The following is a 26,145-nucleotide window of genomic DNA, read 5'->3' as shown; positions in this document are numbered from 1 at the left end:
CGGAGGTGCTCATTACCAATGGAAATACCTACACATAAACAAGCTCACAATAATAATCCAAGACTAACGGTTGGTCCTGATGAAAAAGTTTCACTAGGTCAATCCACTTTACTTGGTTTGCAACATGTACTTGCGATGGACGTTTACGTGGTACCTTTCATCATTGCCATGCTAATCTCTTTACAGTCTGGTCAATCCACGGCATTGATACAATCTACTTTTATTGCCGCAGGAATTGCAACAATTGTACAAACTTATTTCTGTATGAAGTTACCAGTTGCCCAAGGTCCTTCTTTTATTCCCATTGGAGCTATTGTAGGGATTTATGCAGCTAGTGGTGGGGGTATAATTGGTTGGGGAACAGTTTTAGGGGCTAGTTTAATAGCTTCTATTTTAGTTATCATTTTAGGTTTTACAGGTATTTTCAATAAACTGGTTAAGACCTTTGTACCAACTATAGTTGGTGGGACAATCATTTTCGTGGTCGGACTTTCGTTAATGCCTGTCGCATTAAATGATAATATTTACAATGCGGCTGGTGCTACTGTTGCACAAAATATCTATTTGGCTCTTATCTCTGGTGCTGTGCTCATTTTATGTGTAATGTTAGGATCTTTGTTCGGCAAGAAAGGTCGAGTGTTCCGCATTGCTTCCGTCATTATCGCTTTAATCGTAGGGTGCATTGCCGCAAACTTTATGGGAGTATTGAATTTATCCGCTGTTGGTGAGGCAAAATGGTTTAGCTTGCCACAAATCCCATTTGTCGATTTTAGCTTTTCTTTTAATCCATCTGCAATTATTACGATGGTTATTATATATGTTGTTCTAATGGCAGAAACAACTGGTACATGGTTTGCCGTGAGTAATGTCATAGACAAGCCGTTAACAGAAAAAAATATTAACCGCGGCGTAATTGGTGAAGGTATCGGCTGTCTTATCGCTTCTTTATTAGGAACAACTCCTGTTACTGGATACTCAACTAATGCCGGAATTATTTCCATCACTGGAGTTGCTAGTCGTCGTGTCTTCATCGCCGCTGGGACGTGGTTTGTGTTATTTGGTTTTTCAAGCAAGTTATCTGCCCTAATCTCTGCAGTTCCATCCGCTGTCATCGGCGGGGTTTTTGTCATCGTTTGTGGCGTGATCGCGATAAGCGGACTAAAGGTAATGAAAAATGAGGTAATTGGCGAGAAAGAAATGTATGTCATCGCAGTGCCAATGATCTTAACATTAGCTTTAACACTTATTCCCAAAGATTTTTTATACGCTTTGCCTAACACATTGCAATATTTATTTAGTTCACCTGTTGCAGTAGCTGCTATAGCAGCAATTTTATTGAATAAACTATTACCGATAACGAAATAGTGTAACAGAACACACGGTCATTGGGACATCCTGTCGCAATGACCGTATGACCTGTTTTGTGAATCCCTCCGACAAGCCATCCTACTCTCGATCATCCGATTCTCTATTTTTTGCTTTCTTGTCAACCAAAAAGAGGGTGGACAATTGGCCACCCTCTTCCTATTTCTTATAAAATAATCCACCATTTATTACTTCCACCTTTATCCTTACTTTGTACTGTTCCTCCATTGCTTTTTTTTCCATCTCGTAACATTCAGGCTTGTCGATTACCTCTTCATAGAAATGCTCCAATACGCGAAGATCCTTCCGCCATCTCTCTGTTGCTTCTTCCTCCCATGTATGATCATCTTGTTGGATGATATTTTCAATTACGGCATCTAATCGTTCCAATGCACGAATCGGTTTAATAATATAAGGCAAATGAAAGACGGTTTCAGACATAAACTCCTCCATGACCAAGTCACTGATAGATTCCTGAAATCCTTCTTGAATGACCCCTGTCATTAGATTAATTCCTAAAGAATAGAGTATTTCTTTTGTTTGGTCGCTATAATAGGTAACTTTATAATTCACCCCTAGCCAAGGCGTCAAAATAGCTCTAGTTTCCATTTTATCTATCTTTTCAAACATTTGGACAAAGGCACCTAGCCCTTTAGTTACTCGAAACAACTGATTAAGTCGTGGAGAACCAAAGTGTACGATTTCGCCTTTAATATCTTCGTCCAGCTTATTTTGATCGGTGATTAGAGTTAATTGGGCTGGATTTGGGACTCCATTGGTACTTTCTAAGTATTGCCAATAGTAAGGGCGATTCATAATTTTTTTATCCATATCGATCGTTAATTGCACGGTAATATAGTAGTTATTATCATTTATAATATCGCAATTGTTTTCTTGAAAGAATTTTTGTAAATAACTGTGCACTTGTTGTGGGTACATGTTTATCCTCCTCAAATAGATTTTTTGAACGCAGATAAAATATCGTCTAACTCCCCCACTACTTTTTCAAAAACATTAATCTTCACGTAAAGCAAGTCCAATATATCTTTTTCGATGGTGTTATCGATCGCTAAATTATAAATATGGACATCATGCTCTTGCCCTAGCCGGTGGACCCGTCCAATTCGTTGCTCTAATTTCATCGGGTTCCAAGGCAAATCATAATTGATGACATGGTGACAAAATTGAAGGTTAATCCCTTCCCCTCCAGATTCTGTCGCAATGAGTACCTGCGCTTGTTCTTTAAATAGATGTTTCATCCAATCACGTTTATTTTTACTGAATTGTCCGTTAAAGAGAACACTTGTAATTCCTTTTGAATTCAAAAACCACTGCAAGTATGCTTGACTGGCTTTATATTCAGTAAAAATAATAACCTTATCATTTGCTTGTGAAATTATTTCATACACTTTTTCAGCTTTCGAGTTTTTTTCCAATGCCATCAATTTTTGAATAATTTCCTCCACGTATTCATTCTCTTTTGGCTCCACACAATTTTGACGCATTTTATTTAAGGTCAAATATGTAGCTTCCTTGCTGCTACACATTTCTTTTTGCAACGTAATCATAGAAAAGGCACCAGAAAAAACAGAAGAAACATCTTTAAGTGCTAAAATCAAATCATAGACTTCTTTTTCTTCTTTCGTAAATTGGATTGGGATTATTTGAACACAACGATTAGTCCATTCAATTCCAGTGTTTTGTCTTCGATTTCTAACCATCACTTGATTAACCAATTCTTTCAAATAATCATCATGCTCTAAATTATGTTTACTTGCAGAAAACGAAGATTGAAACGTCTCATAATTACCTAGATGTCCTGGTTTTAGTAAAGAAATGAGATAAAACAACTCAAACACATTATTTTGCACAGGTGTAGCAGTTAACAACAAACAAAACTTTTTCTTTAAACTTTGAACAAACTCGTAGATTTGCGTTTTGTGATTTTTTAGTTTATGTGCTTCATCAATGATGATCATGTCGTATTCTTGCGCATATATGAGCTCTCTATGCGGATTTTTCTTTGCAGTATCCATACTCATTACGACAATGTCATAATAGTCAATCGGGGTATTTTTTTTATAAGGAATCGCAGGAATGTAAAATTTATAGTTTAATTCTTCCACCCATTGAGTGATAAGAGAAGCCGGAGCTAAAATTAGCGCTTTTTTTACTAGTCCGCGAACGAGATATTCCTTTAATATCAAACCTGCTTCAATGGTTTTACCAAGCCCAACTTCGTCTGCAAGAATTGCTTTTCCATTCATCCTTTCGATAACCGTTTCAGCCACTTCTAATTGATGGGTAAGAGGAGTTAAGTTGGGTAAATATTTGGGAGATTGAAGCCCTGTGAAGTCTGCAATCAAGTTAGTTTTAACTACGTCGTAACTCATATTGTATAGTGTCCAATTATCCCAAGGTTCCACATTTTCTAATCTTTTTATGAAGCCTTCTTTCCACTCAGTCGACTTTTCAATTATCATGCATATCACCTCTTGCCAAATTTTCTTTCTCTTAGTTTGACCAAAAACGAACTGACTATGTTTTTTAATTGGTTTCATCGCTAAAAATAAGTAAAAAAGAAAACCTAGAGCATATACTGCTCCAGGTTTTCTATTTATAACATATTAAAAGTAAATAAAGCGCCACATCTATTTGTAAGATAAACCCCAATTTTGAAAGTTATTATGATAACCGAAGAATATCGGTTATCCACCAATGACTTTATCTGAAATAGCCGCGAAGTCGTATTCAGAGTAAAGTGTGAAGACTGGTAAATCCTTTACAAATAATGCTTGTAATTTAGAGTAGATTGCCTTACGTTTTTCAGGATTCGGCTCATTTTTACCTGCAAGTAATTATTTTTCTTTCTCATCACTTTGATAAGCGGTAAAGTTAAAAGGAGAATCGTTACCATAATGGTTTGTGATGTCTGGATCGATATTTGTTGTAACCTAAAATCATAGTTCTCTTCACGTGCTTTAGCAATCTGAGTTGGAAAGTCCGACGTACCAATCTGTCCTTTGAATAAAAATATTTCTAGTTATAACCTGAACTTTAAATTTATTAGAATTAATTAATGATCTCCAGAATAGCCATTTTTCCGTGCTGCAGCTTCATCTAAAATTTCTTGTCGAAAACCTTCCAGACTTTTTTTTCGACGTTCATTTTTTTCTCTGAGCGCCTCTCGTTCATCACCATCGAGAAAACCCATCGCTTCTTCAGCCGCTTCCATATTTCCAATTGTATTTTTCGCCATATCTTGTAGCTTTTCAACATTATCTGATCGATCATCCGGTTTTGGAGTGTTTTGTGGCAATTTTATTCCTCCTTCTTTTTAATAAGGTCACACAAAATATAGAGTCTCCTATCTAACTAAAACTATCCATACTATATTTTTCGTAAAAAATAAATTTAATTAGCATGTAATAAACGTAACAAACTAGGACAACATAAATGAAGAAAAAAGATCAGAAGGCGGTAATGACATGTCCATGGAATGGTTTAACAGAGTAACTGGAGAGCTTCAAGAACATTTGGAATCGATTTGCGAAGAATATGACCAAGTCGGCCATATGAATATCAATCGGGGTTCAAAACATCCACGTATAGAATTTTTTGTTGGTACAGAAGAAGATAGAGATTACTTTTGTACCCTTCTCTTCGATCCCTATAATGAAGAGTTTTACGTAGAAAGTTTTGATGTAACTCTCCAACAACCTACAAGAATAATTTTGGATGACATTACTGATGTAGTCGATGCCGTTCATGAAATGTTTCATGAATTTATGGATGATGATAGTGAAGTCTATTATGTAGATGAAAATAGTAATGAATACGAAGTTTTAGATGAAGAAGTCACTTTTGAAGAAATCAACGTTGAATGGGAAACACCTGAAGTTACCGCTTTCTATATAGAAGATAAGGTAGAAGTAACCTATCAATTTGGGATAGACAGCGCGAATGGAGATGGAGTTCTCCGAAGAGTCAATCGAATTTGGGTAGAGGACACGGAACTTTTCGAAGATGAAAGTACTTTTTCCTTTAAAAAGGAAGAAGCAAATGCAATTATATCTATGATTGCGAGCCATGTAGATAATATGATTGGATACGAAGAAATTATTAACGACTAAGGAGTATTAATATATAGTAACTAAAAGAACTTCTAATCAGCCTACAAAAGGATGAGAGCACTAAAAAAGTGTCATTCTAATAAATTTTCCAACAAAGATTTTCTCCTGCGGTTCCTCGTCTCAGAAAAAATTGCTAATCGGATTTAGCGGTCTGGCATTTGCTTTCCGCGTGGCGTGGCGCCTGATTCTCTTTCTTCGCTACGCTTCGTAATGGGTCACGTCTGTCTCGCTTTCCCCGCAGGAGTCTTACACCGCCGTGCTAAACACTTTTATAGGAAGTAAGAATCCAGCGAATAAGTTCCTATAATAAATACTAATTTAGAGTTTTTCAGTGCCCTTTTGTAGAATCAGCAGCACTCTTTTACATGGTCGTAGTATGGAGAGTTAGCAATACCCTAAAAAATAGTTATCCCAACTAAACAGATGATTTTTCCAACTAAATGTCTCATTATTCCAACTAAAACTCCCATTTTTCCAACAAAATCAATTTCCCTTCCAAAAAGAGTATGCAAACTCAAGTACAGCGGTACTGAAAAAGTCTAATTCTAGTAAATCACCTAATAAACGGTTGACCATACGGTTACTCGTCGCAAAAAAAATTGCCGCTGTGCTAATCCTTTTATTTGAAGAAAAAATTCAGCGAATAGCTACAATAAATAACATTAGTTTAGAGTTTTTCAGTACCCTCCAAGAGGATTGGAGGTGTATTTTTTCTTAGTTCAAGCGTAATCAATTAGATAATAAAATATTTCGTATTTATCTTTTACATACTTTTTTTAAAAAAAGTATTGCCTTTTTTATTAAAATCGGTTTATAATATATCATGTCGCCAATAATTAGTTAGTAGTTAAACGGCAACCAAACAATATCTCGGAGGAATACCCAAGTCTGGCTGAAGGGATCGGTCTTGAAAACCGACAGGCGGGTCATACCGCGCGGGGGTTCGAATCCCTCTTCCTCCTCCATTTTTTCAACTTTTTTATAAAAAAGTTGAAACTTTCACGGTATTTTGTGTTATGATAATTTCATTAGAATATCGTAGTTTTTTTACAACTTTATTATTGTCGCGGGGTGGAGCAGTGGTAGCTCGTCGGGCTCATAACCCGAAGGTCGCAGGTTCAAATCCTGTCCCCGCAACCAAATGGTCCCGTGGTGTAGCGGTTAACATGCCTGCCTGTCACGCAGGAGATCGCCGGTTCGATCCCGGTCGGGACCGCCATTTAATATTTTATTAGATTGAGATTTAGGATAAGCAAGCAGATCAAGGAAGCAATCGAGTGAAAGAAGGAACGTACTCAAGTACGTAACTGATTGAACGAGTGCAGCTGACGAAGAGTTGCGCCGCTTAGCATAAATCGAAGAGGCTCAGTAGCTCAGTCGGTAGAGCAAAGGACTGAAAATCCTTGTGTCGGCGGTTCGATTCCGTCCTGAGCCACCATTTATGCGGGTGTAGTTTAGTGGTAAAACCTCAGCCTTCCAAGCTGATGATGAGAGTTCGATTCTCTTCACCCGCTTACACATGAACAATCAGTACAATTGGAACCATATGGGGAAGTACTCAAGTGGCTGAAGAGGCGCCCCTGCTAAGGGTGTAGGTCGGGTAACTGGCGCGAGGGTTCAAATCCCTCCTTCTCCGCCATATGTAGGCCCCTTGGTCAAGCGGTTAAGACACCGCCCTTTCACGGCGGTAACACGGGTTCGAATCCCGTAGGGGTCATCTTAAAAAAAGTCCCGAGAATCTATAATGGATTCTCGGGACTTTTTTTTCTTTAAATTACAATCTCAATCAAATTTTTCCTGAGATCTTTTTTTAAAGATTCAGCACCTTGAATTTTACTTAAATGATTCTTGAACATACACTTTCTTGTTCCTTTAGAAAACAGGAGTCAATTAATGGTTCCTGTTTTTTTGATTATTTTCTTGGCGTTGTCTACTTTTGAAGTCTTCTTCAATGACTTTTTTCCAAGTTCGATCGATTTTTGCCTTTACAAAATAAATTATGAGATCAAATTTTGGTATGTGATAAGCACCACCACCAATTTGAAGTGTAGTATTTGTCGCATTTACCTACATTTTCGTAATATCGTTTCGGCCCATTTCTAATGGCATAATGCTGAGTCTCCTTTCCTGTCAGCCTTTATACATTATTATTCTAATGATAGCCATTATGAATGATAATTATTTTAGCGTATTTCTAGATGGTACATGTTATTGGTTTATCAAACTGGCAAATGGTAATATAAAATCAAAGGGAGGAGAGATATACATGGATTTTATTACACTTAGTAATGGTTTAAAAATACCACAAATTGGTTTTGGGGTGTGGCGTGTTGATAACGACACTGAGGCACCAGGAGCAGTTGAAGAGGCTCTTCGCGTAGGTTATCGTCATATTGATACAGCTGCTGTTTATAAGAACGAGGAAGGTGTTGCGAAAGGTATCGCCGCTTCTGGTGTTGCACGCGAGGACATATTCTTGACGTCTAAAATTTGGAATGACGACATTCGTGCTGGTCGTACGAAAGAAGCATTTCAAGAATCACTGGACCGTTTGAATACCGATTACCTTGATCTATGCTTATTACACTGGCCAGTTGATGGTATTGTAGAGGCGTATCGTGCACTTGTCGAGTTATATGAAGAAGGCAAAGTGAAAGCAATCGGGGTATCTAACTTCAAGCAGCATCATCTGGAACAATTAAAGGATGCCGGTTTAATGACACCAATGGTCAACCAAATTGAGTTACACCCTCAGTTGCCTCAAAAAGATTTTGTAGCATATTTAAAAGGCGAAGGTATTCACGTAGAAGCTTGGAGCCCATTGATGCAAGGAAAATTCATGGAGATCGACTTGTTCCATGAATTGGCGAAAAAATACGAAAAAACACCTTCGCAAATCGTAATTCGCTGGCATTTGCAATCGGGGCACGTAGCCTTACCAAAATCAGTTACACCAAGCCGTATTTCAGAAAACTTAAACGTATTTGACTTCGAACTATCTTTTGAGGATCAAACCGCTATTGATGCAATCGCAACAAATGAACGCATTGGCCCAGATCCAGACGAAATCGAATTTTAATAGTAAATGAGTAGACCTGACTTCTTTCGGAGGCAGGTTTTTTCATGTCCCCATTCTATGACAAAGAATCCCTAAAATAATCTGCTCAATGTAGTATGTAATTCTGTTAATATGAGTATAGTCATTTTAATAAATTAGAACTGGAATGGTGAATAAACATTGAAAACATTTAAAAAAATGTATATCGAAATTACAAGCGTATGTAATCTTGCTTGTAGCTTCTGCCCTCCTACGAGCAGAAAAGCAAATATTATCAAATTAGATGCATTCAATAACATACTAGATCAAATTAAAGACCATACGAAATATATTTATCTTCATGTCAAAGGAGAGCCTCTTCTCCACCCCAGAATAGACCAATTACTAGACGCAGCTCATGCTAAAGGGTTTAAGGTAAATATAACAACAAACGGTACACTCATCACAAAAAACAGGCATAAATTATTGGGAAAGCCTGCACTGCGCCAAATGAACTTCTCGCTTCATAGTTTTGACGGTCATGAAGGATCGACAAATCGCGAACAATATTTGTCAACCATTCTGAATTTTGCCAAAGAAGCAGCGGAACAAGGTGTCATTATTTCCTTCCGATTATGGAATCTTCAACGAGAGAATGCAACGAATGAAGATATAAGAAGAAACCAAGAGACATTGGAAATCTTGGAAAAAGAATTTAATCTGGATTACAAGATTGAAGAAAAAGTAGTACCAGGCAGTGGGATAAAAATCGCAGATCGAATCTATATTAACCAGGACCACGAATTTCAATGGCCTAGTTTACTCGCACCAGAGGATGATGGCAAAGGATTTTGTCATGCCCTTCGCAGTCAAGCTGCCATTCTTGTCGATGGAACCGTCGTCCCTTGTTGTCTAGACGGTGAAGGTGTGATCAATCTCGGTAATATCAATAAAACCTCTTTCTCTGAAATTGTAGAGGGAGAACGAGCAAATGCCCTATATGACGGTTTTACAAGAAGAGAAGCTGTAGAAGAAATGTGCAGGAAATGCGGTTATAGACAGAGATTCGGGGTTTAGATCTTTTTAGAATAATCATATAAGAAGCCCTCCACTGAAACTCGATTGGAGGGCCGTTTTGTATTACCTGGGTAATGGGACGACCACAGACTCTCTTCCCTTTTGAATTCCCACTAAATCATAAATAATTCAAACTGATAAAAAGTGTCCCAACCCCTTTCTACGTAAGAGAAATTTATGTAGCTTTCTTTACAATAGTCCTTCTATCCCTTAAAATTTTATTGTTAACATGTTTTTTACGTTTCAAGGAGGAATTAGGAATGCACAACATCCAAGATATATTAGAAGCTAAAGATTTTATTATGAGTAAAACAGATCACCGCCCTGTGATTGGACTGATTCTTGGTTCAGGATTAGGAACACTTGCGGATGAAATTAAGAACCCTGTTCAGATTCCATATAGCGCAATTCCTCACTTTGCAAAATCAGAAGCAATTGGTCATGCGAACGAACTAGTTATTGGTGAGTTAAATGGCAAAATCGTAGCGGCTATGAAAGGTCGTTTTCATTATTATGAAGGGTATACATTAGATGAAGTAACCTTTCCAGTTCGTGTAATGAAAGCACTAGGTATAGAGAATTTAATTATTACAAACGCATGCGGTGCTGTGAACACAAACTTTAACCCAGGCGATCTAATGTTAATTACGGATCATCTTAATTTAGTTGGAACCAATCCATTAATGGGACCAAATAACGATGAATTAGGAACTCGTTTCCCTGATTTATCACAAGTGTATAACAAGGATTTACGTAATATTGCATCCAAAGTAGCGACCGAACAAAACATACACTTGCAACAAGGTGTCTATGCTTGGTGGAGTGGACCTGCCTACGAATCCCCTGCTGAAATCCGTATGATTCGCACATTAGGAGCGGACGCTGTAGGTATGTCGACAGTACCAGAAGCTATTGTAGCGACTCATGCAAATATGAAAGTACTTGGTATTTCTTGTTTAACGAATATGGCATGTGGAATATTAGATCAGCCATTAAATCACGACGAAGTAATTGAAGTTGCTGGTAAGGTAAGAGTTAAATTTGTTGAATTAGTTAAAGGTGTTTTAGGAGAGATCTAATACTGATCTGACTTTATGTTAGACATTTTTCGAGTTCAATATGAAGAGACCTATTCAACAATGTGAATAGGTCTTTTTCATACAATTATTCTGTAATAAGACGTTTTACTTTCATTCCATGAACTTGATTCCAAATCAGTGCACCGAACATTTGAATAATAGTTTTCACGATAATTTGTCCCAAAATAGCGGCTGGTACAGCTTCCCAAGGCAATATATTAGCTCCTAGAGGACTTAAGCCAATTATGACGAAAATAACAGAATCAAAAAATCCTCCCACGATTCCACTGTAGAAAACACGCCAAGCCATCGGTAGTTTCAATCGTGTATAAATCTCTGTGTCAGCTGTTTCAGAGACAACAAATGAAAGTGTCGATGCCACCACAATTAATAATGTATCCCCAAGTATGAATGAAACTAACGCGGATAATGCCAAAGCTGTAATAATAAACAAGTATGTCTTTGCTCTCCCGTATTTATTCTGCACAAGATCTCGGAGAATAAAAGTTGCTCCGATCAGAAGAGTTCCCATAGGAATGATAAACATCCCTAGATGTAATGGTGCAAATGCTGCCGTCACCACATTAGCGGTGACAATAGATATTAAATAGAATAGTATTCTCATGATGTTGCTCCTCAAATAAATTGATATATAGTTTTGTGGTTGCCCACTATACGCCTCTTTTATTTCCCCATACAAGGGCATGTAACTGTGGAAGTACTTTAACATCTCTTAATTCATCATCTTTAATGACCTTGTCGATCAACGCTTCGTACTTCTCCAATAAATTACTGATTAGTCGTTGATTGTCTGTCGTTGTGATGTTATCATTACCAACTTGGAGATAAAAAGGAATTGCCGGGTATCGAAGGTGAACTTGTTTGGCATAATCATAATCGTCTTGATTGAAAACAACTATTTTAAGGGATATATGCTGCTCGCTGTTTCGATTTTTAAGTTTTCCGAGGATATCAGAGAGCACAGAAAAGTCCGTGGTCATTCCAGAACTAGGAGGCTTAGGTGAAATCGTCAGTTCATCGATATCATACAGCCACTCCTGCCATTTGCTTCCCTGTGTCTCCACTCCGATCTTTATCTCGTTTTCTTTTAAAATGGCAATGAGTGCTTCCAAGTTTCGAAGGAGTGCCGGATTTCCACCCGAAATCGTAACAAATGAAAAACCACTGCCCCCTAGACGTTTCAACTCGGACCAAATCTCTTCTGCTGTCATTTGGAGGATAAGATGCTTGCCACTGCCATCCCATGTAAACGATGAATCACACCAGGAACAGGAATAGTCACAGCCGGCAGTCCGCACAAACATGGTCTTCTGGCCCACTACCATCCCCTCACCTTGAATCGTAGGCCCAAAGATCTCCATAACGGGTACTTTACTCAACTTCCATCCACTCCCGTCTTGCTTCAGCATAACTTGTCGGAGTTTCATACAGCTTGATAAATTCTACACGCGCCCCATTATTTCTTTGGTAATCAAGCAAAGCTTCCACCAATTTTTCGTAGATCCAGACAACGATGTTCTCTGCTGTCGTATTCATCGGTGGAAGGGTTTCATTTAAATAACGATGATCCAAATAAATCTCTATTTTTTGTTTCCATATTTCTTTTATATCGCCAAAATCAATCATTAAACCGCGTTCATCCGTGTATCCACTCAACCCTAATACGGCACGATACGTGTGACCATGAAGATTTTTACATTTCCCTTCATAGTTATGTAAATGATGGGCAGCATCAAAGGTAAATTCCTTACTCACGAGAACACGCTTGGCATGATACTTCAATTGACTCTTTTGAATATCTTCATCTATTTTTTGGAGCTTATCGACAATTCTAAATTCAGACATGCCTTATAACTCCTTCTTGTAGCATAAATACTCATCAAGCCCTTTTTTACGCAACTTACAAGCCGGGCATTCACCGCAACCATCTGCAATTACTCCGTTATAGCAGGTCAACGTTCTTTCGCGAACAAATTCAAGCGCCCCAAGCTGATCGGCAAGTTCCCATGTTTGTGCCTTGTTAAACCACATTAGCGGCGTATCAATCACAAAGGTATCGTCCATAGATAAATTTAACGCTACGTTCAAAGATTTTACAAAAATATCTCGGCAATCCGGATATCCGCTAAAATCCGTTTCACATACTCCAGTCACGATATGCTTAGCTCCTACTTGGCTCGCTAAAACCCCGGCAAATGAAAGAAAGAGCAGATTACGGCCTGGGACAAAAGTCGATGGCAGTTCCCCATCTTCACCGTCTTCTACCTTTATGTCTTCTCTTGTTAATGCGTTCGGTGCAAGCTGATTCAGAAGCGACATATCAAGAATATGATGCTTGATACCGAGTTCCTTTGCTATCTCCTTCGCACATTCAATTTCAAGAATATGTCTTTGGCCATAATCAAAAGTCACTGCCTCAACCTCTTTAAAACGTTCTTTTGCCCAAAACAGACAAGTCGTGCTGTCCTGACCTCCACTAAACACAATAATTGCTTTTTCCTGCTTCATCTGAAAAGACTCCCTTATACCGAGAAAACAGCACCCTAAAAAGAATGCTGATTTCTTCTTAGTTTTTTAAAGAGGGTAGCTAAAAACCTCTTCCTAAATATGAACTATTCAATTCTTCGTTTATCGATTATCTATTTTTTCTGGGTATAGATCATGGTTCATCAAACGATAATCTGCCATCTCTTCGTATTTGGTATCTGGTTTGCCATAGTTACACCATGGATCAATAGAGATTCCTCCACGTGGTGTGAATTTTCCCCAAACCTCTATGTACCTTGGATCAAGTAACTTAATTAAATCGTCCATGATGATGTTGACGCAATCTTCATGAAAATCACCATGGTTTCTAAAACTGAATAAATATAATTTTAGTGATTTACTCTCAACAATTTTTTTATCCGGTATGTACGAGATATACATCGTTGCAAAATCAGGCTGTTGTGTAATTGGGCATAAACTAGTGAATTCTGGACAATTAAATTTAACGAAATAATCGCGATTAGAATGAAGACTGTCTACCGACTCCAATACCTCTGGTGAATATTCAAATGAATATTGTATACCTTGATTACCTAACAATGTTAAATCCTTTAATCCTTCTTCATGACTTCTTCCAGACATAAAAAAACCTCCTAATAAAGTGTTTCCCCAAACACTTTCAAAAGAGGCATCTCCAAACATTCTATTCCAAACTTATAGGATAAAAACAAAAAAAGCCACGTCCAAATATATGGACATGGCGAATAGTCATGTATCCATAGTTTTTTATAGAGGGTATGAGCTATGAACCTCTCCCGATTAAGTTCGGGTACCTACTTATGATATAGAATACTTGCAGAAACGTCAAATAGACATTTGCTTAAACGAAGGGTACCAGGTTCTAATACAATTTTGAATTGTTTTAGTACCTGGTACCCAAGTATTAACTATTACCTAAATCTGCTTTGCTTAGGCCAAGCGCTTCTGCTGTGGACGTATGAATTTCGTGCAGAAGCTCTGGATTTTCCATTAGGGACACGCCATAAGAAGGAATCATTTCTTTAATTTTCGGTTCCCACTCTTTTATATGTTGTGGAAAACATTTTTTAAATATCTCAAGCATCACGTGAACAGCAGTAGAAGCTCCTGGAGAAGCACCTAGTAATGCTGCAATCGAGCCATCAGCTGCACTAATAACTTCCGTACCAAATTGAAGTGTACCTTTGCCGCCAGCTTCCGTATCTTTGATAACTTGTACACGTTGACCCGCTACTACTAAATCCCAATCCTCGCTTATCGCATTCGGGATAAACTCTCGTAACTCTTCCATGCGTTGTTCTTTTGATAACATTACTTGCTCAATCAGATATTTTGTCAATGACATGTTTTTTGCACCTGCCGACAACATCGTTACGAGATTATCTGGTTTTACGGAAGTTACCAAATCAAACATGGAACCGGTTTTTAAAAACTTCGGTGAGAAGCCGGCAAACGGTCCAAATAGCAATGATTTTTTGTTTTCGATAAATCTTGTGTCTAGATGCGGAACAGACATTGGAGGAGCTCCAACCTTAGCTAAACCGTATACTTTTGCATGATGTTGTTCTACAACTTCCGGATCATTACATACCATAAATATTCCACTTACCGGGAATCCACCAATATGTTTCCCTTCAGGAATACCAGATTTTTGCAGTAAATGTAAGCTACCTCCACCGCCTCCGATGAAGACGAATTTTGCAGTATGGTGTTCTACGTTACCGCTATCATTTCGAACTTTCAATTCCCACGAGCCGTCGCTAGTACGAGTAATATTATCAACACTATGTTTATATTTAATATCGACGTTTTGACTATTCAGGTGGTCAAACAATATGCGCGTTAAAGCACCAAAGTTAACATCCGTTCCAGAGTCGATTTTTGTTGCAGCTATAGGTTCATTGGATGAACGCCCTTGCATAATAAGTGGAATCCATTCCATCAGTTTTTCAGGGTCATCGGAAAATTCCATCCCTTGAAACAGAGGATTATTTAGCATTGCTTCAAAACGTTTATTTAAGAATGTTACATTTTGTTCCCCTTGAACCATACTCATATGAGGCAATGGCATGATAAAGTCCTGTGGATTACGTATCAGCTTGCTATTTACAAGATAAGACCAAAACTGCATGGAAAGCTGAAACTGTTCATTAACTTGAATAGCTTTGCTTATATCTATCGATCCGTCTGGTTTTTCGACAGTATAGTTAAGCTCGCACAGTGCAGCATGCCCTGTTCCTGCATTATTCCATTCGTTAGAGCTTTCCTCTCCTGCATTGTCGAGCTTCTCAAACACTGTAATTTTCCATTCAGGTACTAATTCTTTCAAAAACGTACCTAAAGTCGCACTCATGATTCCAGCACCAATTAAGATGACGTCTGTTTTAGTTTCTCTGCTCATTTTACCCATCCTTATACCCTCAAATTTGAAGAAAAGATGTAGGTGCGAATTCCTCACACACCTTTTCAGTCTCTATGTAACCCTATCAAAGTTTGTACTAATTATTTATAAATTATAATACCTGCCGTCATTTAATAATTATAGACTATTTAAAGCTAATAAAAAAGGGCGAAGTATTTCCACAGAACTCTAGTTACATATAAAATCATCCATGCCTTAACCCAGCTTCTTGCAAGGACTGAGACATTGGATTGTCAATACTATATTAAAGGTACCAATTCTAAAACAACTTTGAATTCTTTTAGGACAGGGACCCTAATTCGGTGCCAATAAAGTCGATTAATTAATAATAAAGTCGTCTGAAAACAAATAAAAAGAGCTCAATGTTCAAATTAATGTTACAGTTAGAAAGAATATATTAATAGTGAGTAGGCGAATAAACATGATTGAAGTAAAAACATCTTCATTAAGTGATGGAGAATTCAATAGAGGGGTATTTGCTAAAGTGGATATCAAAAAAGGAGAGCTTTTACATGAAGCACCTGTCATTGCTTATCCAAACGAACAGCATCAATACGTTGAGCAAACCATACTAGGTGATTACGCTTTTGAGTATGGGTTAGATAAATCTGCTATCCTTCTTGGTTATGGAATGTTGTTTAACCATTCTTATGAACCTAATGCAACATATGAGATTAATTTTAAAAATCACACATTTGACTTCTTTGCTTTCGAGGATATAAAAGCAGGAGATGAAATTTTGATTAATTATAATGGAGACGTTGATGACAAGGATCCACTATGGTTTAATCAGGAATAAAAAGTAACCATCTATCAAGATAACTGATAGATGGTTATTGTTTTTTAGTTTATTTTTTGTACTGCCTCGACGAAAGCTCGTACCTCATCCTCTTTTGTTGCCCATGAGGTAACTAATCGAATCGCGGAATGTGTAGAATCAATCTTTTCCCAAATAAGAAACGAATAACTTTTTTGGAGCTCTGTAATAAGATAGTTCGGCAAAATTGGAAAGATTTGATTGGACGGAGAATGTATTAAAAATGATAATTGAGCAGCGCTACATCCTTCCCTAAGAATAGCGGCCATATCATTCGCATGCTGGGCCAATTCAGCAAACAAATCATCTCTAAACAGCTCATAAAACTGGATACCTAATAATCTCCCTTTCGCTAATAAAGCTCCTTTTTGCTTCAAATGAAAACGAAAATCCTCTTTTAATGAATTTCTACAAATGACCAATGCCTCACCTAAAAGAGCTCCATTTTTTGTCCCGCCAATATAGAAAGCATCCACAAGTGTCGAGATATCACTTAACTTCAAGTCATTTTCAGTGGAGCACAACGCAGATCCTAGTCTTGCCCCGTCCATATACAACAGTAGATTATGTTCTCCGCAAAAGTCTTTTAAATCTGTCAGTTCTTGCTTATTATAAATAGAACCTATTTCCGTCGAGTTTGATATGTAAACTAATTTTGGTTTTACCATATGCTCATCAGTATGGAGATCTAACACTTCTTTAATTTGAGTAGGATTCAGTTTTCCATCTTCTGTTTCTACGGAAATAACTTTATGGCCCGTAGCTTCAATAGCACCCGTTTCATGTGTAAAAACATGCCCCGTACTAGTTGCTATCACCGCTTCATGTGGTCGTAAAAAAGCGGAAATTGCGATCAAATTTGTTTGCGTCCCGCCTGATAACAAATGGATATCGACTTCGGGATTCTGTAGCTTTTGTTTTAATAAGTCAATCGCATTTTGTGTATAGCGATCACCACCATACCCATCTTCTTGCACTAAATTCGACTCCATTAAGGCTTGTAAAATCCTTGGATGAGCCCCTTCTGCGTAATCATTCTTAAAGCTATACATATATATTCCTCCATTCCAATTTTCGGTATGAGCTAGATGCAGAATAATATTTATTAATATACTCTCTTTGAAACTCAAAATCTATTAAGTGAATCAATTTCATAATTCAAATTTAGAGCATAAAACACGAACAACATTAAAGTGAAATGTAAGAATATGTATAATAAAATCTTCATAAATCAGCATGATTTCCGCATTCGCGTCGTTTGTAATGTTTATCTGTCTCACTCATCCCGCTGGAATCGCTGCCTGTCGCTCCAATCAATAAATTAAGTATTGTTCGTGTTTAATAATTAAATGCTATTTATGAAATTAACTCATGTATGTAAAATCAAATCATCTCCTCCACTACTCCATTAAGCTATTTTCGAAGGGCAAATTACAATTTTTGATTTTACAGCATTTTTACAATGCTCTTTGCTCTTATTAGTAAAGAACTCGCTTGCTAAAAAAAGGATGAGATTTCGCTACATATGCAACCATTATTTCAGCAAGCCGCTCCCCTATCTATTACTTCATTACATAATCCGCTAAAACACTTTGTACCTTATATATATTTAAGGATTTGTTGAATTTTTTCTGAATAGGAGCCGCACTTCCCGATAACCAAATTTTCAATTCTGCATCCAAGTCAAAGGTACCTGCCGTTTCAATAGAGAAATGCACCACACTTTTATATGGAATTGAGTGATACTCTACCTTTTTCCCAGTTACACCTTGTTTATCAATAAGTAATAGACGTTTATCCGTAAAAACAATAAGATCTCGTATAAGCTTATATGCATGTTCTACCCTTTCAGCAGGAGTAAGTAAATCCTTCAATTCACTTTCTACTTTATCATTTTCTATCTCCGAAGCATTCCCCATCAACCCATCTAAAAAACCCATTCTAATTCCTCCTAAAACGTATTTTATATCCATTCAAGAACAGTGACTAAATCTCCTTCTAGTATATCTCAAAAATAATAAATAGCCTTCCAATTAATCTTTATCAAATGGAAAGCTATACTCTCAATTGATAATTCGAAAATCTTTTAAGAGTTTAATAACTTTTTTAATATTTTCTCCTAAAACTATGTATAAAATCGAAATAGATTACCTATATTGTTAATAGAATAAGAGATTGAAGGAGGAATAGAAATGAAAAATTCTTTAGGTCTACCAGAACAATTACCAGAAACATTAGAAGAGTTACTGAAGCTATTATTACAAACGGTTGTCGCATAGGAGAGATTTTATATTAATAATGAGAATTGGAAACATAGAAAAGTAGATATCCCTACTTGTTGCAGCTAGAGATATCTACTTATTGATTTTTCTTCAACATTTCCTCCACTATCCCACCTAAAATTCTTCTAATCATACGAAGAGTACAACATAATAAATCTGCAAGTAAATACTGAATATGCACTGCTCTCGTCCACATTTGCTTTACTCGTTATACTAAATTTATTATTGCAACTTCCGTAATTTATCCACAAAAGCACGTCGTTTTGGATAGGTTTTCAACAAGTTGGTAATTCATATCCGGCTCCTTGCATCGTTTCAATTGTACGACAAACGTCTTGATATCAACTCTACGAGGATAATTATTTTTCAAGCGTTTAAATAAAAGCAACTTATCTACATGTGGATAACTTCAATAAATTGTGATTGAAAAGATATACACAACTTATCAACATCCTCTATAGATGAAAGGTGCCAGGTTCTAATACAATTTTGTTTAAGGACTAATACACCACACTTACTTGAAAAACAAAACTTTCAAATGTATACATAGATGTAACATCTGAGTACAATAAAAAAGACCACTTGATGTTTGTGCATCAAATGGCCAAATATAATAGTCGGTTCCCCCAAGAGGATTGGCTATTGATTAGGTAGTAGTAACCCTTCGAGCGCTTAACTCAAGGATGGGTTATTTTTATGGTTGAATGACAGAATTACTACATCTTAGTCTGCAGTAACTCTAATTTCAACCGGTCCATCTTCTATTTCTATCCACTCGGTTGGTGTGTCTAGGACTTGTGCGAACCAGTAATAAGGTACCACACCATCAATACCATGACAGGCATCATGCCAAATCCCTTCTTTCAACACAACAGCTTCCCCAGGATGAATGATGATTGCTTTAATATCTTCCGCTCTAGGGTGTTGCCGATTTCCGCTGTTTGCAATCGCCAACACAATGGGATCTGCCATGCAAAAAAGGGCTTCTTCTGTATGCAAATGTCTTTCCATTTTATATGTTTTGTTTGGTAAAGGTGATCCAACAGTTAATCCTAAATGCCCTTCCGAATGTATAAGAGGTGCATCCGTCATACTATCTTTCCATCCATCACCTTCTGAAAGCACAACATTATGAGGTTGATTACTCATATTGTAGTACTTTCCATATTCCGAGAAATCAATTGATGAAACAGGTTGTGCAATGATTTTCATACGTTACCCTCTTCCCATTATGTATGTCATTTAGACTAAGAAACAGTCGAACGCATTGTCTAGGAGAAGATTCCGGTCTTTCATAAAGTCCATAATTTCCTCGTTTGAAGCCACTCCACCACGAGGACCCATGACAGTCACTGCTCGGGCAGCTGCTGCGTTTGCAAAACGGGCAACAAGTGCTAAATCATCACTTTTATTTAGCGCATGAATAAACGAACTGCAAAATGTATCACCCGCTCCAGTTACATCGACAACTTCAACTGGGATTCCTGGAACATGAATCTGCTCATCTTTTGTATATACAACACATCCCTCTTCTGCATGTGTAACGACTACGATTTCTGTTCCAAATTCAAGTAATTGAGAGACAGCTTGTTCAGCTGTTTTCTCTTTTCGATAGGTATCAAAACCAATCGTGTTGAAAAATACAATGTCCATCTCTTCTATAAATAATTCGTCACCCGCTTCTAAATGAGCGACATCCAGATCATAGACCATTTTCGCACCACTTGCTCTGACTTTCCTAATAATATCGATTGCATTCATATCTCCACATCGTAAAGGTCTGATTTCTGAAATACATGTATATACGTATTTTGCCTTGCACATTGCATCGATAATTTCATGCGTTATCTCAAAATGAGTAATTCCCAATGTAGGAATAAATAATGTATGGTCATCTTCTGCTAAAATAATCATATTCTTCGCATCTGGTAGCGAATCATCATGGAGAATATACCGCGTGTCTATTCCTCTATCCTCTAAATCTTTACATAGGATTTGTGTAATGTTTCCGCTATTAAGCAAAGCAAGATAGTAAATATTTTCATTATAAGCCGCATAGACACTTGCTGCATTCGCTATCATTCCGCCTACGTAAGCGTCTAACGTTTCAACAAGGACTTTTTCACGAATCCCCGGCCAATACGGGGCTCTATAATATTCGTCTAACGCAATGTCTCCAACAAAAAAAGAATAATCGCTCTTCATATGTACCCCTCCACTACCGATAGGAAAAGCCTATCGTACGTTATTTACTTGCGTCATAAAATGACGCACGTTTTCAACACTAACATTTCCATCATCTTTAAATGTGTCCTTCAAATAGCTTCCTATAATTGCAGCATCAGCTACATCAAGTTGCTCTTTAAAGTTAGCTGCAGTAATGCCCGCTCCGACAACAAGGGGGTGGTCATTCCCCATAATTTTTCTGAACGCATTGATTTTCAATATATCTGTTTCTAGACCTGTCCCCTCGCCTGTCACAACGATTGCGTCGCATCTAGTCATCCCAATTGTTAAATCCTCTTCTAACGTTCTGCCTGACAAATAAGGTTGATATTTAAATCGAACGCCACCAAGTACAAAGGCATTCGTTTGTTTACGTGCATTCGTAATCCATTCATCAAACTCGCGATCTTCATCTAAGTTCAGATGTCCTGCGACCGAATCCAACTGAATGAATTTTACATCGTATTTAACTGCAAGTTCAAATGCTTTCTTATCATCATCAAGAACATTGACACCATAAATGATGTTTTTTCGTTCTGAATAGAGATAGTTCAACACTTCTTCCACAACTTCAGGGGTACCGAAATAATTTTCAATGATTACAGCATCAATACCATTGTCAATCAATTGATCAATTTCCAGTTTAGCAATTCCAACCTTCTCTTCATTGCTTTCACCTTTCAAATGAATCATTGCCAATATAGGTTTTTTTACATGAAACAAGCTTAGAAAATTTTCTTTTTGGATACGCAATCCCTTCACCTCATACCAATTTTTTGTGTTTGTCTATTCATTACTTCTTATTTAGTAGTTCCACCAGTTCATGTCGGTAGATGATATTTCCTTCCATTCCAAGTTCCTCAGAAATCTCTCCAATTTGAGGCTTTTTAAGCCTAGCCTCCGTTAAAATTTCTGTAGACCAAAATGTATTCCGTGCCGAATCATCTGCAATAATCCTTTTATTTGCCATGGTTATTACACGTGTAAAATTATCCGCCACAAACTCCATATCATGGGTAATCGTAACGACACATTTCCCCTCTTCCTGTAGTCTATCTAACAGGTTAGTGAGTGTTTGAATTCCATGTAAATCTTGTCCTGCAGTTGGTTCATCTAGGATGATATAAGGGGTTTCAAGAGCCAATACCATGGCGATAGTTATAAACTTCCTGATTGAATAGGGCACATCGAATGGATTCATATCTAAATAGCCATCGATCCCTGTCAGTTCTACTGCCCGACTGACACGTCGCTCGATTTCTTGTGAATCTAGTTTTAAATAATGAAGCATGTATTCGATTTCTTTTTGGACATTACTATTAAAAATCTGATCATCCGGATTTTGAAAAACGTAGCCCACATAGGCTGAAACTTGGGCGGTAGTTTGCGTTTTGGTATTCACGCCATTAATGAGCACATCACCGCTCGTAGGTTTGTTTAGCCCATTCATTAACTTCACTGCTGTCGTCTTTCCTGCTCCATTCTGTCCTACAATAGCTACTCTTTCCCCTTTTTGAATGATCAAATTCAGCTCTTCGTTAGCTACATGTCCATCAGGGTAAGCAAACGAAACATTCTTTAACTCAATTGCTTCCATTTATACACCCACCCTTTGTTTGATCTGATCTATTACCTGGGATTTCGTTATCGAGATTGTATCGAATGTTTTATTCGCCTTTTGCATGTCGTAACTGAGCATAGCTGCTTGGGGAAGCATAACACCCATTTGAAGCAAATCTATATTGGAAAACACGTCTAGCGCAGAACCACTTAAGGCAATACGACCATCTTTTAACACGATAACCTCATCTGTGTACTCGGCTATCAAATCCACTTTATGTTCAACTAGAAAAATAGTTTTCCCCTGTTCTTTTAACAGATTGATAATCGAAAAAATCTCCGCACTACTCTCCGGATCGAGCTGCGAAGTCGGTTCATCGATCACAAGAATATCGCTATTCATGGCAATAATGGATGCAAATGCAACGCGTTGTTTTTGACCACCCGAAAGATTATTTGGATTTTTCTTGATGAGCTGTTCCAGTTTTAAAAGCTTCACAACTTCGATGACTCGATCGATCAACACTTCTTTTTCCACACCCAGGTTTTCAAGACCAAGCGCAATTTCTTCAAAGACAGTGTCTTTAATTCCACTGATTTGTGTAAACGGATTTTGAAAGATATACCCTATTTTGGTGGATAATAAATTACTATCCCAATTGCGCACATCGTTCCCTTCGATCAAAACATCACCCGTAAGATCACCTTCGAAAAAATGAGGAATCATCCCTCTAAGTAAATTACAAAATGTTGTTTTTCCACTTCCGTTCGCCCCAATAATACCGTAGCATTTCCCTGTTTCAAACGCGTAATTCAGCTCTTGCAGAGCGAATTCTTCCATATAGGGATACTTATAGGATACATTTTTAAGTGAAATACAGTTCATCCAACAACCCTCCATACGATAAATCCTATAAAAGTAAAATTGACGATTAGCAAAATCATTTTCTCAGACGTGGGAACCAGCCGTAATTCACGTAAATGCGTATTTTTTGCGGGTGCATAAAATGCTCTTGCATCCATTGCAATGGCCTTTTCTTCTGAATTTGAGATAGCCCCTAAAAACAACGGTCCTAGTATTGGGAAAAAAGCTTTAATTCGATGAATGGCTTTTCCCTCCGTCTCGATTCCCCTCGCTTTCTGTGATTCCATAATTAGCTTCGACATGCTTCCAAGGTCAATAATGGACTGGAGCGAAGATAGAATGACATAGGTACCCGTAGGAGGGACACCTTTTTTTTCTAGGGCAAGCATTAAGTCTTTCGCTTGCGTCGCAACACTATAAAATACAAGCGCTCCGCAAATTGCCACAACCAATGTAGCAAACTGCAACCCGTGGTCCACGCCTTCTTGAGTAATCGTGAGAAAGCCTAATTTCATCAGTACGTCTTCTCCAGGTATGAACATCGCCCTCATGATGAAGAGTAACGAACCTATCAGAAGCCCAAGCCGAATATAGACTTTTGAGAACTGTTTGATACGACTGGACGCCGTTGCGAGAATAAAATAAAAGAGGATGACCGCCACACTGACTACCCAACTCTTAGCGACAATCGGAATAATCGCTAAAATGAGGATGATATTTAACTTACTTAGCGGATTAAGATCCAAAAACCAATTATTTTGTACTTGTGGCTTTTTAAACGAATTGATAAATTCATAATCCATTTCCATGTCTCCTTTTCAAAATCGTGGAATCTCTCAACATTCGAATCTATTCCAATGTAGATATAACAAAATTCCCCACATGCAGAAATAAGCTACATGCAGGGATAAGCGAATGCACTATAATGTTCTACTCACTGTCAGGCTACTTTTCGAGCCCCACCTTGCAACTTATCCTTGTCAATCAAAACGTGTCCAAGTGGAAGCTTGGCCAATGTTCGTATTGGAATACTTTTAAGAATGAAAAATACAATAATTAATGTCGGAATTTTATCAAGTAAATCAGCAAACAACTCAGAAATAAATGCACCTGCCTGAACCGATAAGCCCAGTGTCATTAGCATTCCGGTAATCATACCTGTCGTCCCAGCACCTAACCCATCAAATAGTAATATAGTAATCATTGACCCAACACCACCACCAATAACGGCGAAGCCCAAACCAGCAATAACTGTTTTCCATAGTTTTTTAAATACACCTTTTTTAGATAAATAACCAGCAAGTAAACCGAAACCGATATTCAACCAAATGTAAGCAATGGTTGTAGGATTTGAAACGGAAATACTAACGTTTGTGATTGCTCCAACGATTGCTCCTGGTATTCCACCGCAAAGCGCACCTACTGTAATCGTTCCAATTGAGTCCAGATAGAGTGGTAATTTTAATAAGAGTGCGATTTGACCTCCGATAAAATTTACTGCAATCCCAATCGGAATTAAAAAAATTGTTAACTTGTTCATCTTTTTCACATGACATCCCCCATTCAATTTTTTTATAGAAATTAAATAAAAATATTTAATCTTTACAGCACGGATACAGCACTCGTCAAAATGTATGCGCTTCCACCAACTACATCAAAACATTTATTTTGACGAGTTAATACTCGTCATTATATTGAACTCAATAGTTGGTGAATAAACGATTTTCACTTTTTCTATTTTTCTATTGTTTTGATCGTATATATTTCCTTCCGCTTTCAGTAATGCCACTTCTTCATTTTTTAACTCTAGAATATTTCTCATTTGGTCATCTATTAAAACTGGTGACAAAGAGATTTCCGAACGCGTTGGTTTAACTCGATACTGATCACGCAGTATTTTGTAAAGCGATTCATTTTCAAAATTGTTTTTGTCTAAGTCTGGAAATAAACTCACTGGAAGCAACGAGGTATCAATCATTAAGTAGCTAACGGAATCTTCTTTCTTCACACCTCGAGCTCGCGTCAACTGATAGTATTCTTCACCATCAATTGTGATCCTGCTTTGTTCTAATACTTTTGAAACGGCTAACTCATTACGGTTTTTCAAATAATCCGTAAAGCCACCAAAATTGGTAATGCTGTACTGAAGTGGACTTAGTCGAACGAAAGTACCTTTCCCACGAACTTGATGGACTAGCCCCTCATTTACTAACAAAGACAGCGCTTTTCGAATCGTACCTCGAGTCGTATCAAACAACTTCATCATCTCGGTTTCAGATGGAATCGCTTCCCCTTGTTTGTACTCCCCATTTACTATCTTCAACCTCAATTGACGATATAGTTGAATATACAAAGGAGTAAAATCATTCTTATCTAGCAATTCTAATCCTCCTTTAGTCATACTGTAGTAGTTGACCACTTATGTGTACAAGTTAATAATAGATCAATAATTAACTAGTGTCAATAGTCTATTAATTCTTTATTTTATTTGAGATTAGCGGATAGTATCTATAAATTATAGTAATCATAACTATTCGACCTAGGTCAACTGCATACAAAAAAGAAGTCAACCAAGATTTGAGCTGGTTACTTCTATTCTACATGCAATTATAGTCTATTTTTCGAATAGTATAGCGTAATGGTTTTCCTCTAACAGATTATTTAATATCTTTGCGTTAGATACTTTTCAGAATTGCACCTAACAAATTCTCTTCACTTGTTCTTGAAGTAGCCAA

24 protein-coding genes, 7 tRNA genes, 1 pseudogene and 1 riboswitch are annotated in these 26,145 nt (G+C 37.4%); of the genes and pseudogenes, 13 read left to right on the top strand and 19 right to left on the bottom strand.

Annotation, left to right across the window (positions count from 1 at the left end):
- Positions 1–18 precede the first annotated feature (18 nt).
- The gene (locus tag ACEPXD_RS01595) at positions 19–1,365 is read left to right on the top strand and encodes a uracil-xanthine permease family protein (protein WP_391119271.1); all 1,347 of its coding nucleotides are present in this window, start codon (positions 19–21) and stop codon (positions 1,363–1,365) included.
- A gap of 159 nt (positions 1,366–1,524) precedes the next feature.
- On the opposite strand, the gene ACEPXD_RS01590 is transcribed toward ACEPXD_RS01595, so the two are convergent.
- From ACEPXD_RS01590 to tlp, 3 genes and pseudogenes are all read right to left on the bottom strand, one after another.
- Positions 1,525–2,304 (bottom strand): YqhG family protein, encoded by a 780-nt coding sequence (locus ACEPXD_RS01590; RefSeq protein ID WP_391119269.1) that lies wholly within the window; start codon positions 2,302–2,304, stop codon positions 1,525–1,527.
- Positions 2,234–3,848: pseudogene (locus tag ACEPXD_RS01585) on the bottom strand (DEAD/DEAH box helicase). Before ACEPXD_RS01585 ends, ACEPXD_RS01590 begins: the two are co-directional and overlap by 71 nt.
- 593 nt (positions 3,849–4,441) lie before the next feature.
- Positions 4,442–4,684, bottom strand: coding sequence for a small acid-soluble spore protein Tlp (gene tlp, locus ACEPXD_RS01580; RefSeq protein WP_391119267.1), 243 nt, complete (start codon positions 4,682–4,684; stop codon positions 4,442–4,444).
- A gap of 169 nt (positions 4,685–4,853) precedes the next feature.
- On the opposite strand from tlp, the gene ACEPXD_RS01575 reads away from it, so the two are divergent.
- The 11 genes from ACEPXD_RS01575 to ACEPXD_RS01525 all read left to right on the top strand — a co-directional run bounded on the left by ACEPXD_RS01575 (position 4,854) and on the right by ACEPXD_RS01525 (position 10,691).
- Positions 4,854–5,498, top strand: a complete 645-nt coding sequence (locus ACEPXD_RS01575; protein ID WP_391119264.1) for a hypothetical protein — start codon at positions 4,854–4,856, stop codon at positions 5,496–5,498.
- Positions 5,499–6,370: 872 nt separating this feature from the next.
- Positions 6,371–6,463 (top strand) — tRNA-Ser (locus ACEPXD_RS01570).
- A gap of 100 nt (positions 6,464–6,563) precedes the next feature.
- Positions 6,564–6,638, top strand: a tRNA-Met gene (locus tag ACEPXD_RS01565).
- A 3-nt stretch (positions 6,639–6,641) separates the two neighbouring features.
- Positions 6,642–6,717: transfer RNA gene (locus ACEPXD_RS01560), tRNA-Asp, on the top strand.
- A gap of 143 nt (positions 6,718–6,860) precedes the next feature.
- Positions 6,861–6,936 (top strand) — tRNA-Phe (locus ACEPXD_RS01555).
- Between the two features lie 5 nt (positions 6,937–6,941).
- Positions 6,942–7,012 (top strand) — tRNA-Gly (locus ACEPXD_RS01550).
- 34 nt (positions 7,013–7,046) lie between these two features.
- Positions 7,047–7,137 (top strand) — tRNA-Ser (locus tag ACEPXD_RS01545).
- Between the two features lie 6 nt (positions 7,138–7,143).
- Positions 7,144–7,215: transfer RNA gene (locus ACEPXD_RS01540), tRNA-Glu, on the top strand.
- A gap of 549 nt (positions 7,216–7,764) precedes the next feature.
- Entirely contained in the window at positions 7,765–8,577 is an 813-nt protein-coding gene (locus tag ACEPXD_RS01535; RefSeq protein WP_391119262.1) for an aldo/keto reductase, read from the top strand.
- Between the two features lie 159 nt (positions 8,578–8,736).
- Complete coding sequence (locus tag ACEPXD_RS01530) at positions 8,737–9,612, top strand: radical SAM/SPASM domain-containing protein (RefSeq protein WP_391119260.1); 876 nt, start codon at positions 8,737–8,739, stop codon at positions 9,610–9,612.
- 260 nt (positions 9,613–9,872) lie between these two features.
- Positions 9,873–10,691, top strand: coding sequence for a purine-nucleoside phosphorylase (locus tag ACEPXD_RS01525; RefSeq protein ID WP_391119258.1), 819 nt, complete (start codon positions 9,873–9,875; stop codon positions 10,689–10,691).
- 85 nt (positions 10,692–10,776) lie between these two features.
- On the opposite strand, the gene ACEPXD_RS01520 is transcribed toward ACEPXD_RS01525, so the two are convergent.
- The 6 genes from ACEPXD_RS01520 to ACEPXD_RS01495 all read right to left on the bottom strand — a co-directional run bounded on the left by ACEPXD_RS01520 (position 10,777) and on the right by ACEPXD_RS01495 (position 15,648).
- Positions 10,777–11,316, bottom strand: a complete 540-nt coding sequence (locus ACEPXD_RS01520) for a VUT family protein (protein ID WP_151698543.1) — start codon at positions 11,314–11,316, stop codon at positions 10,777–10,779.
- Positions 11,317–11,362: 46 nt separating this feature from the next.
- Positions 11,363–12,091 carry a 7-carboxy-7-deazaguanine synthase QueE gene (gene queE / locus ACEPXD_RS01515; RefSeq protein ID WP_391119255.1) on the bottom strand — a complete coding sequence of 243 codons (729 nt, stop codon included), beginning with the start codon at positions 12,089–12,091 and terminating at the stop codon, positions 11,363–11,365.
- Positions 12,084–12,557 (bottom strand): 6-carboxytetrahydropterin synthase QueD, encoded by a 474-nt coding sequence (gene queD, locus ACEPXD_RS01510; RefSeq protein ID WP_391119253.1) that lies wholly within the window; start codon positions 12,555–12,557, stop codon positions 12,084–12,086. Before queD ends, queE begins: the two co-directional genes overlap by 8 nt.
- Before the next feature lie 3 nt (positions 12,558–12,560).
- Positions 12,561–13,220, bottom strand: a complete 660-nt coding sequence (gene queC / locus ACEPXD_RS01505; RefSeq protein ID WP_391119250.1) for a 7-cyano-7-deazaguanine synthase QueC — start codon at positions 13,218–13,220, stop codon at positions 12,561–12,563.
- Between the two features lie 120 nt (positions 13,221–13,340).
- Positions 13,341–13,841: a preQ(1) synthase gene (queF, locus tag ACEPXD_RS01500; RefSeq protein WP_391119248.1), complete on the bottom strand. Its 501-nt coding sequence runs from the start codon at positions 13,839–13,841 to the stop codon at positions 13,341–13,343.
- Between the two features lie 130 nt (positions 13,842–13,971).
- A riboswitch (PreQ1 riboswitch) is annotated at positions 13,972–14,018 on the bottom strand.
- Positions 14,019–14,142: 124 nt separating this feature from the next.
- Positions 14,143–15,648 carry a malate:quinone oxidoreductase gene (locus ACEPXD_RS01495; protein ID WP_391119246.1) on the bottom strand — a complete coding sequence of 502 codons (1,506 nt, stop codon included), beginning with the start codon at positions 15,646–15,648 and terminating at the stop codon, positions 14,143–14,145.
- Positions 15,649–16,081: 433 nt separating this feature from the next.
- On the opposite strand from ACEPXD_RS01495, the gene ACEPXD_RS01490 reads away from it, so the two are divergent.
- The gene (locus tag ACEPXD_RS01490) at positions 16,082–16,459 is read left to right on the top strand and encodes an SET domain-containing protein (protein WP_391119244.1); all 378 of its coding nucleotides are present in this window, start codon (positions 16,082–16,084) and stop codon (positions 16,457–16,459) included.
- 44 nt (positions 16,460–16,503) lie between these two features.
- On the opposite strand, the gene ACEPXD_RS01485 is transcribed toward ACEPXD_RS01490, so the two are convergent.
- From ACEPXD_RS01485 to ACEPXD_RS01440, 10 genes are all read right to left on the bottom strand, one after another.
- Positions 16,504–17,529 (bottom strand): threonine aldolase family protein, encoded by a 1,026-nt coding sequence (locus ACEPXD_RS01485; RefSeq protein WP_391119242.1) that lies wholly within the window; start codon positions 17,527–17,529, stop codon positions 16,504–16,506.
- A 510-nt stretch (positions 17,530–18,039) separates the two neighbouring features.
- Positions 18,040–18,417 (bottom strand): PH domain-containing protein, encoded by a 378-nt coding sequence (locus ACEPXD_RS01480; protein WP_391119240.1) that lies wholly within the window; start codon positions 18,415–18,417, stop codon positions 18,040–18,042.
- 1,065 nt (positions 18,418–19,482) lie between these two features.
- Positions 19,483–19,971, bottom strand: a complete 489-nt coding sequence (locus ACEPXD_RS01475) for an ureidoglycolate lyase (protein WP_391119238.1) — start codon at positions 19,969–19,971, stop codon at positions 19,483–19,485.
- Positions 19,972–20,001: 30 nt separating this feature from the next.
- The gene (locus ACEPXD_RS01470) at positions 20,002–20,964 is read right to left on the bottom strand and encodes a carbohydrate kinase family protein (protein ID WP_391119236.1); all 963 of its coding nucleotides are present in this window, start codon (positions 20,962–20,964) and stop codon (positions 20,002–20,004) included.
- 30 nt (positions 20,965–20,994) lie between these two features.
- On the bottom strand, positions 20,995–21,738 hold the full coding sequence (locus tag ACEPXD_RS01465) for a BtpA/SgcQ family protein (RefSeq protein WP_391119234.1): 744 nt from the start codon (positions 21,736–21,738) through the stop codon (positions 20,995–20,997).
- Between the two features lie 40 nt (positions 21,739–21,778).
- Positions 21,779–22,582, bottom strand: coding sequence for an energy-coupling factor ABC transporter ATP-binding protein (locus tag ACEPXD_RS01460; RefSeq protein ID WP_391119232.1), 804 nt, complete (start codon positions 22,580–22,582; stop codon positions 21,779–21,781).
- Positions 22,583–23,431 (bottom strand): energy-coupling factor ABC transporter ATP-binding protein, encoded by an 849-nt coding sequence (locus tag ACEPXD_RS01455; RefSeq protein WP_391119231.1) that lies wholly within the window; start codon positions 23,429–23,431, stop codon positions 22,583–22,585. It lies immediately after the preceding gene.
- Positions 23,428–24,213: an energy-coupling factor transporter transmembrane component T gene (locus tag ACEPXD_RS01450; RefSeq protein ID WP_391119229.1), complete on the bottom strand. Its 786-nt coding sequence runs from the start codon at positions 24,211–24,213 to the stop codon at positions 23,428–23,430. The genes ACEPXD_RS01455 and ACEPXD_RS01450 overlap by 4 nt, the downstream gene beginning before the upstream one ends.
- 137 nt (positions 24,214–24,350) lie before the next feature.
- Positions 24,351–24,959, bottom strand: a complete 609-nt coding sequence (locus ACEPXD_RS01445; RefSeq protein WP_391119227.1) for a hypothetical protein — start codon at positions 24,957–24,959, stop codon at positions 24,351–24,353.
- A 114-nt stretch (positions 24,960–25,073) separates the two neighbouring features.
- The gene (locus ACEPXD_RS01440) at positions 25,074–25,790 is read right to left on the bottom strand and encodes a GntR family transcriptional regulator (RefSeq protein WP_391119225.1); all 717 of its coding nucleotides are present in this window, start codon (positions 25,788–25,790) and stop codon (positions 25,074–25,076) included.
- Positions 25,791–26,145: the final 355 nt, after the last annotated feature.

This window comes from Psychrobacillus sp. L3, from assembly GCF_042945595.1.
GTDB lineage: Bacteria > Bacillota > Bacilli > Bacillales_A > Planococcaceae > Psychrobacillus.
The sequence above is the reverse complement of the archived record's forward strand: the minus strand, read 5'-3'. Positions and strand labels throughout refer to the sequence as shown.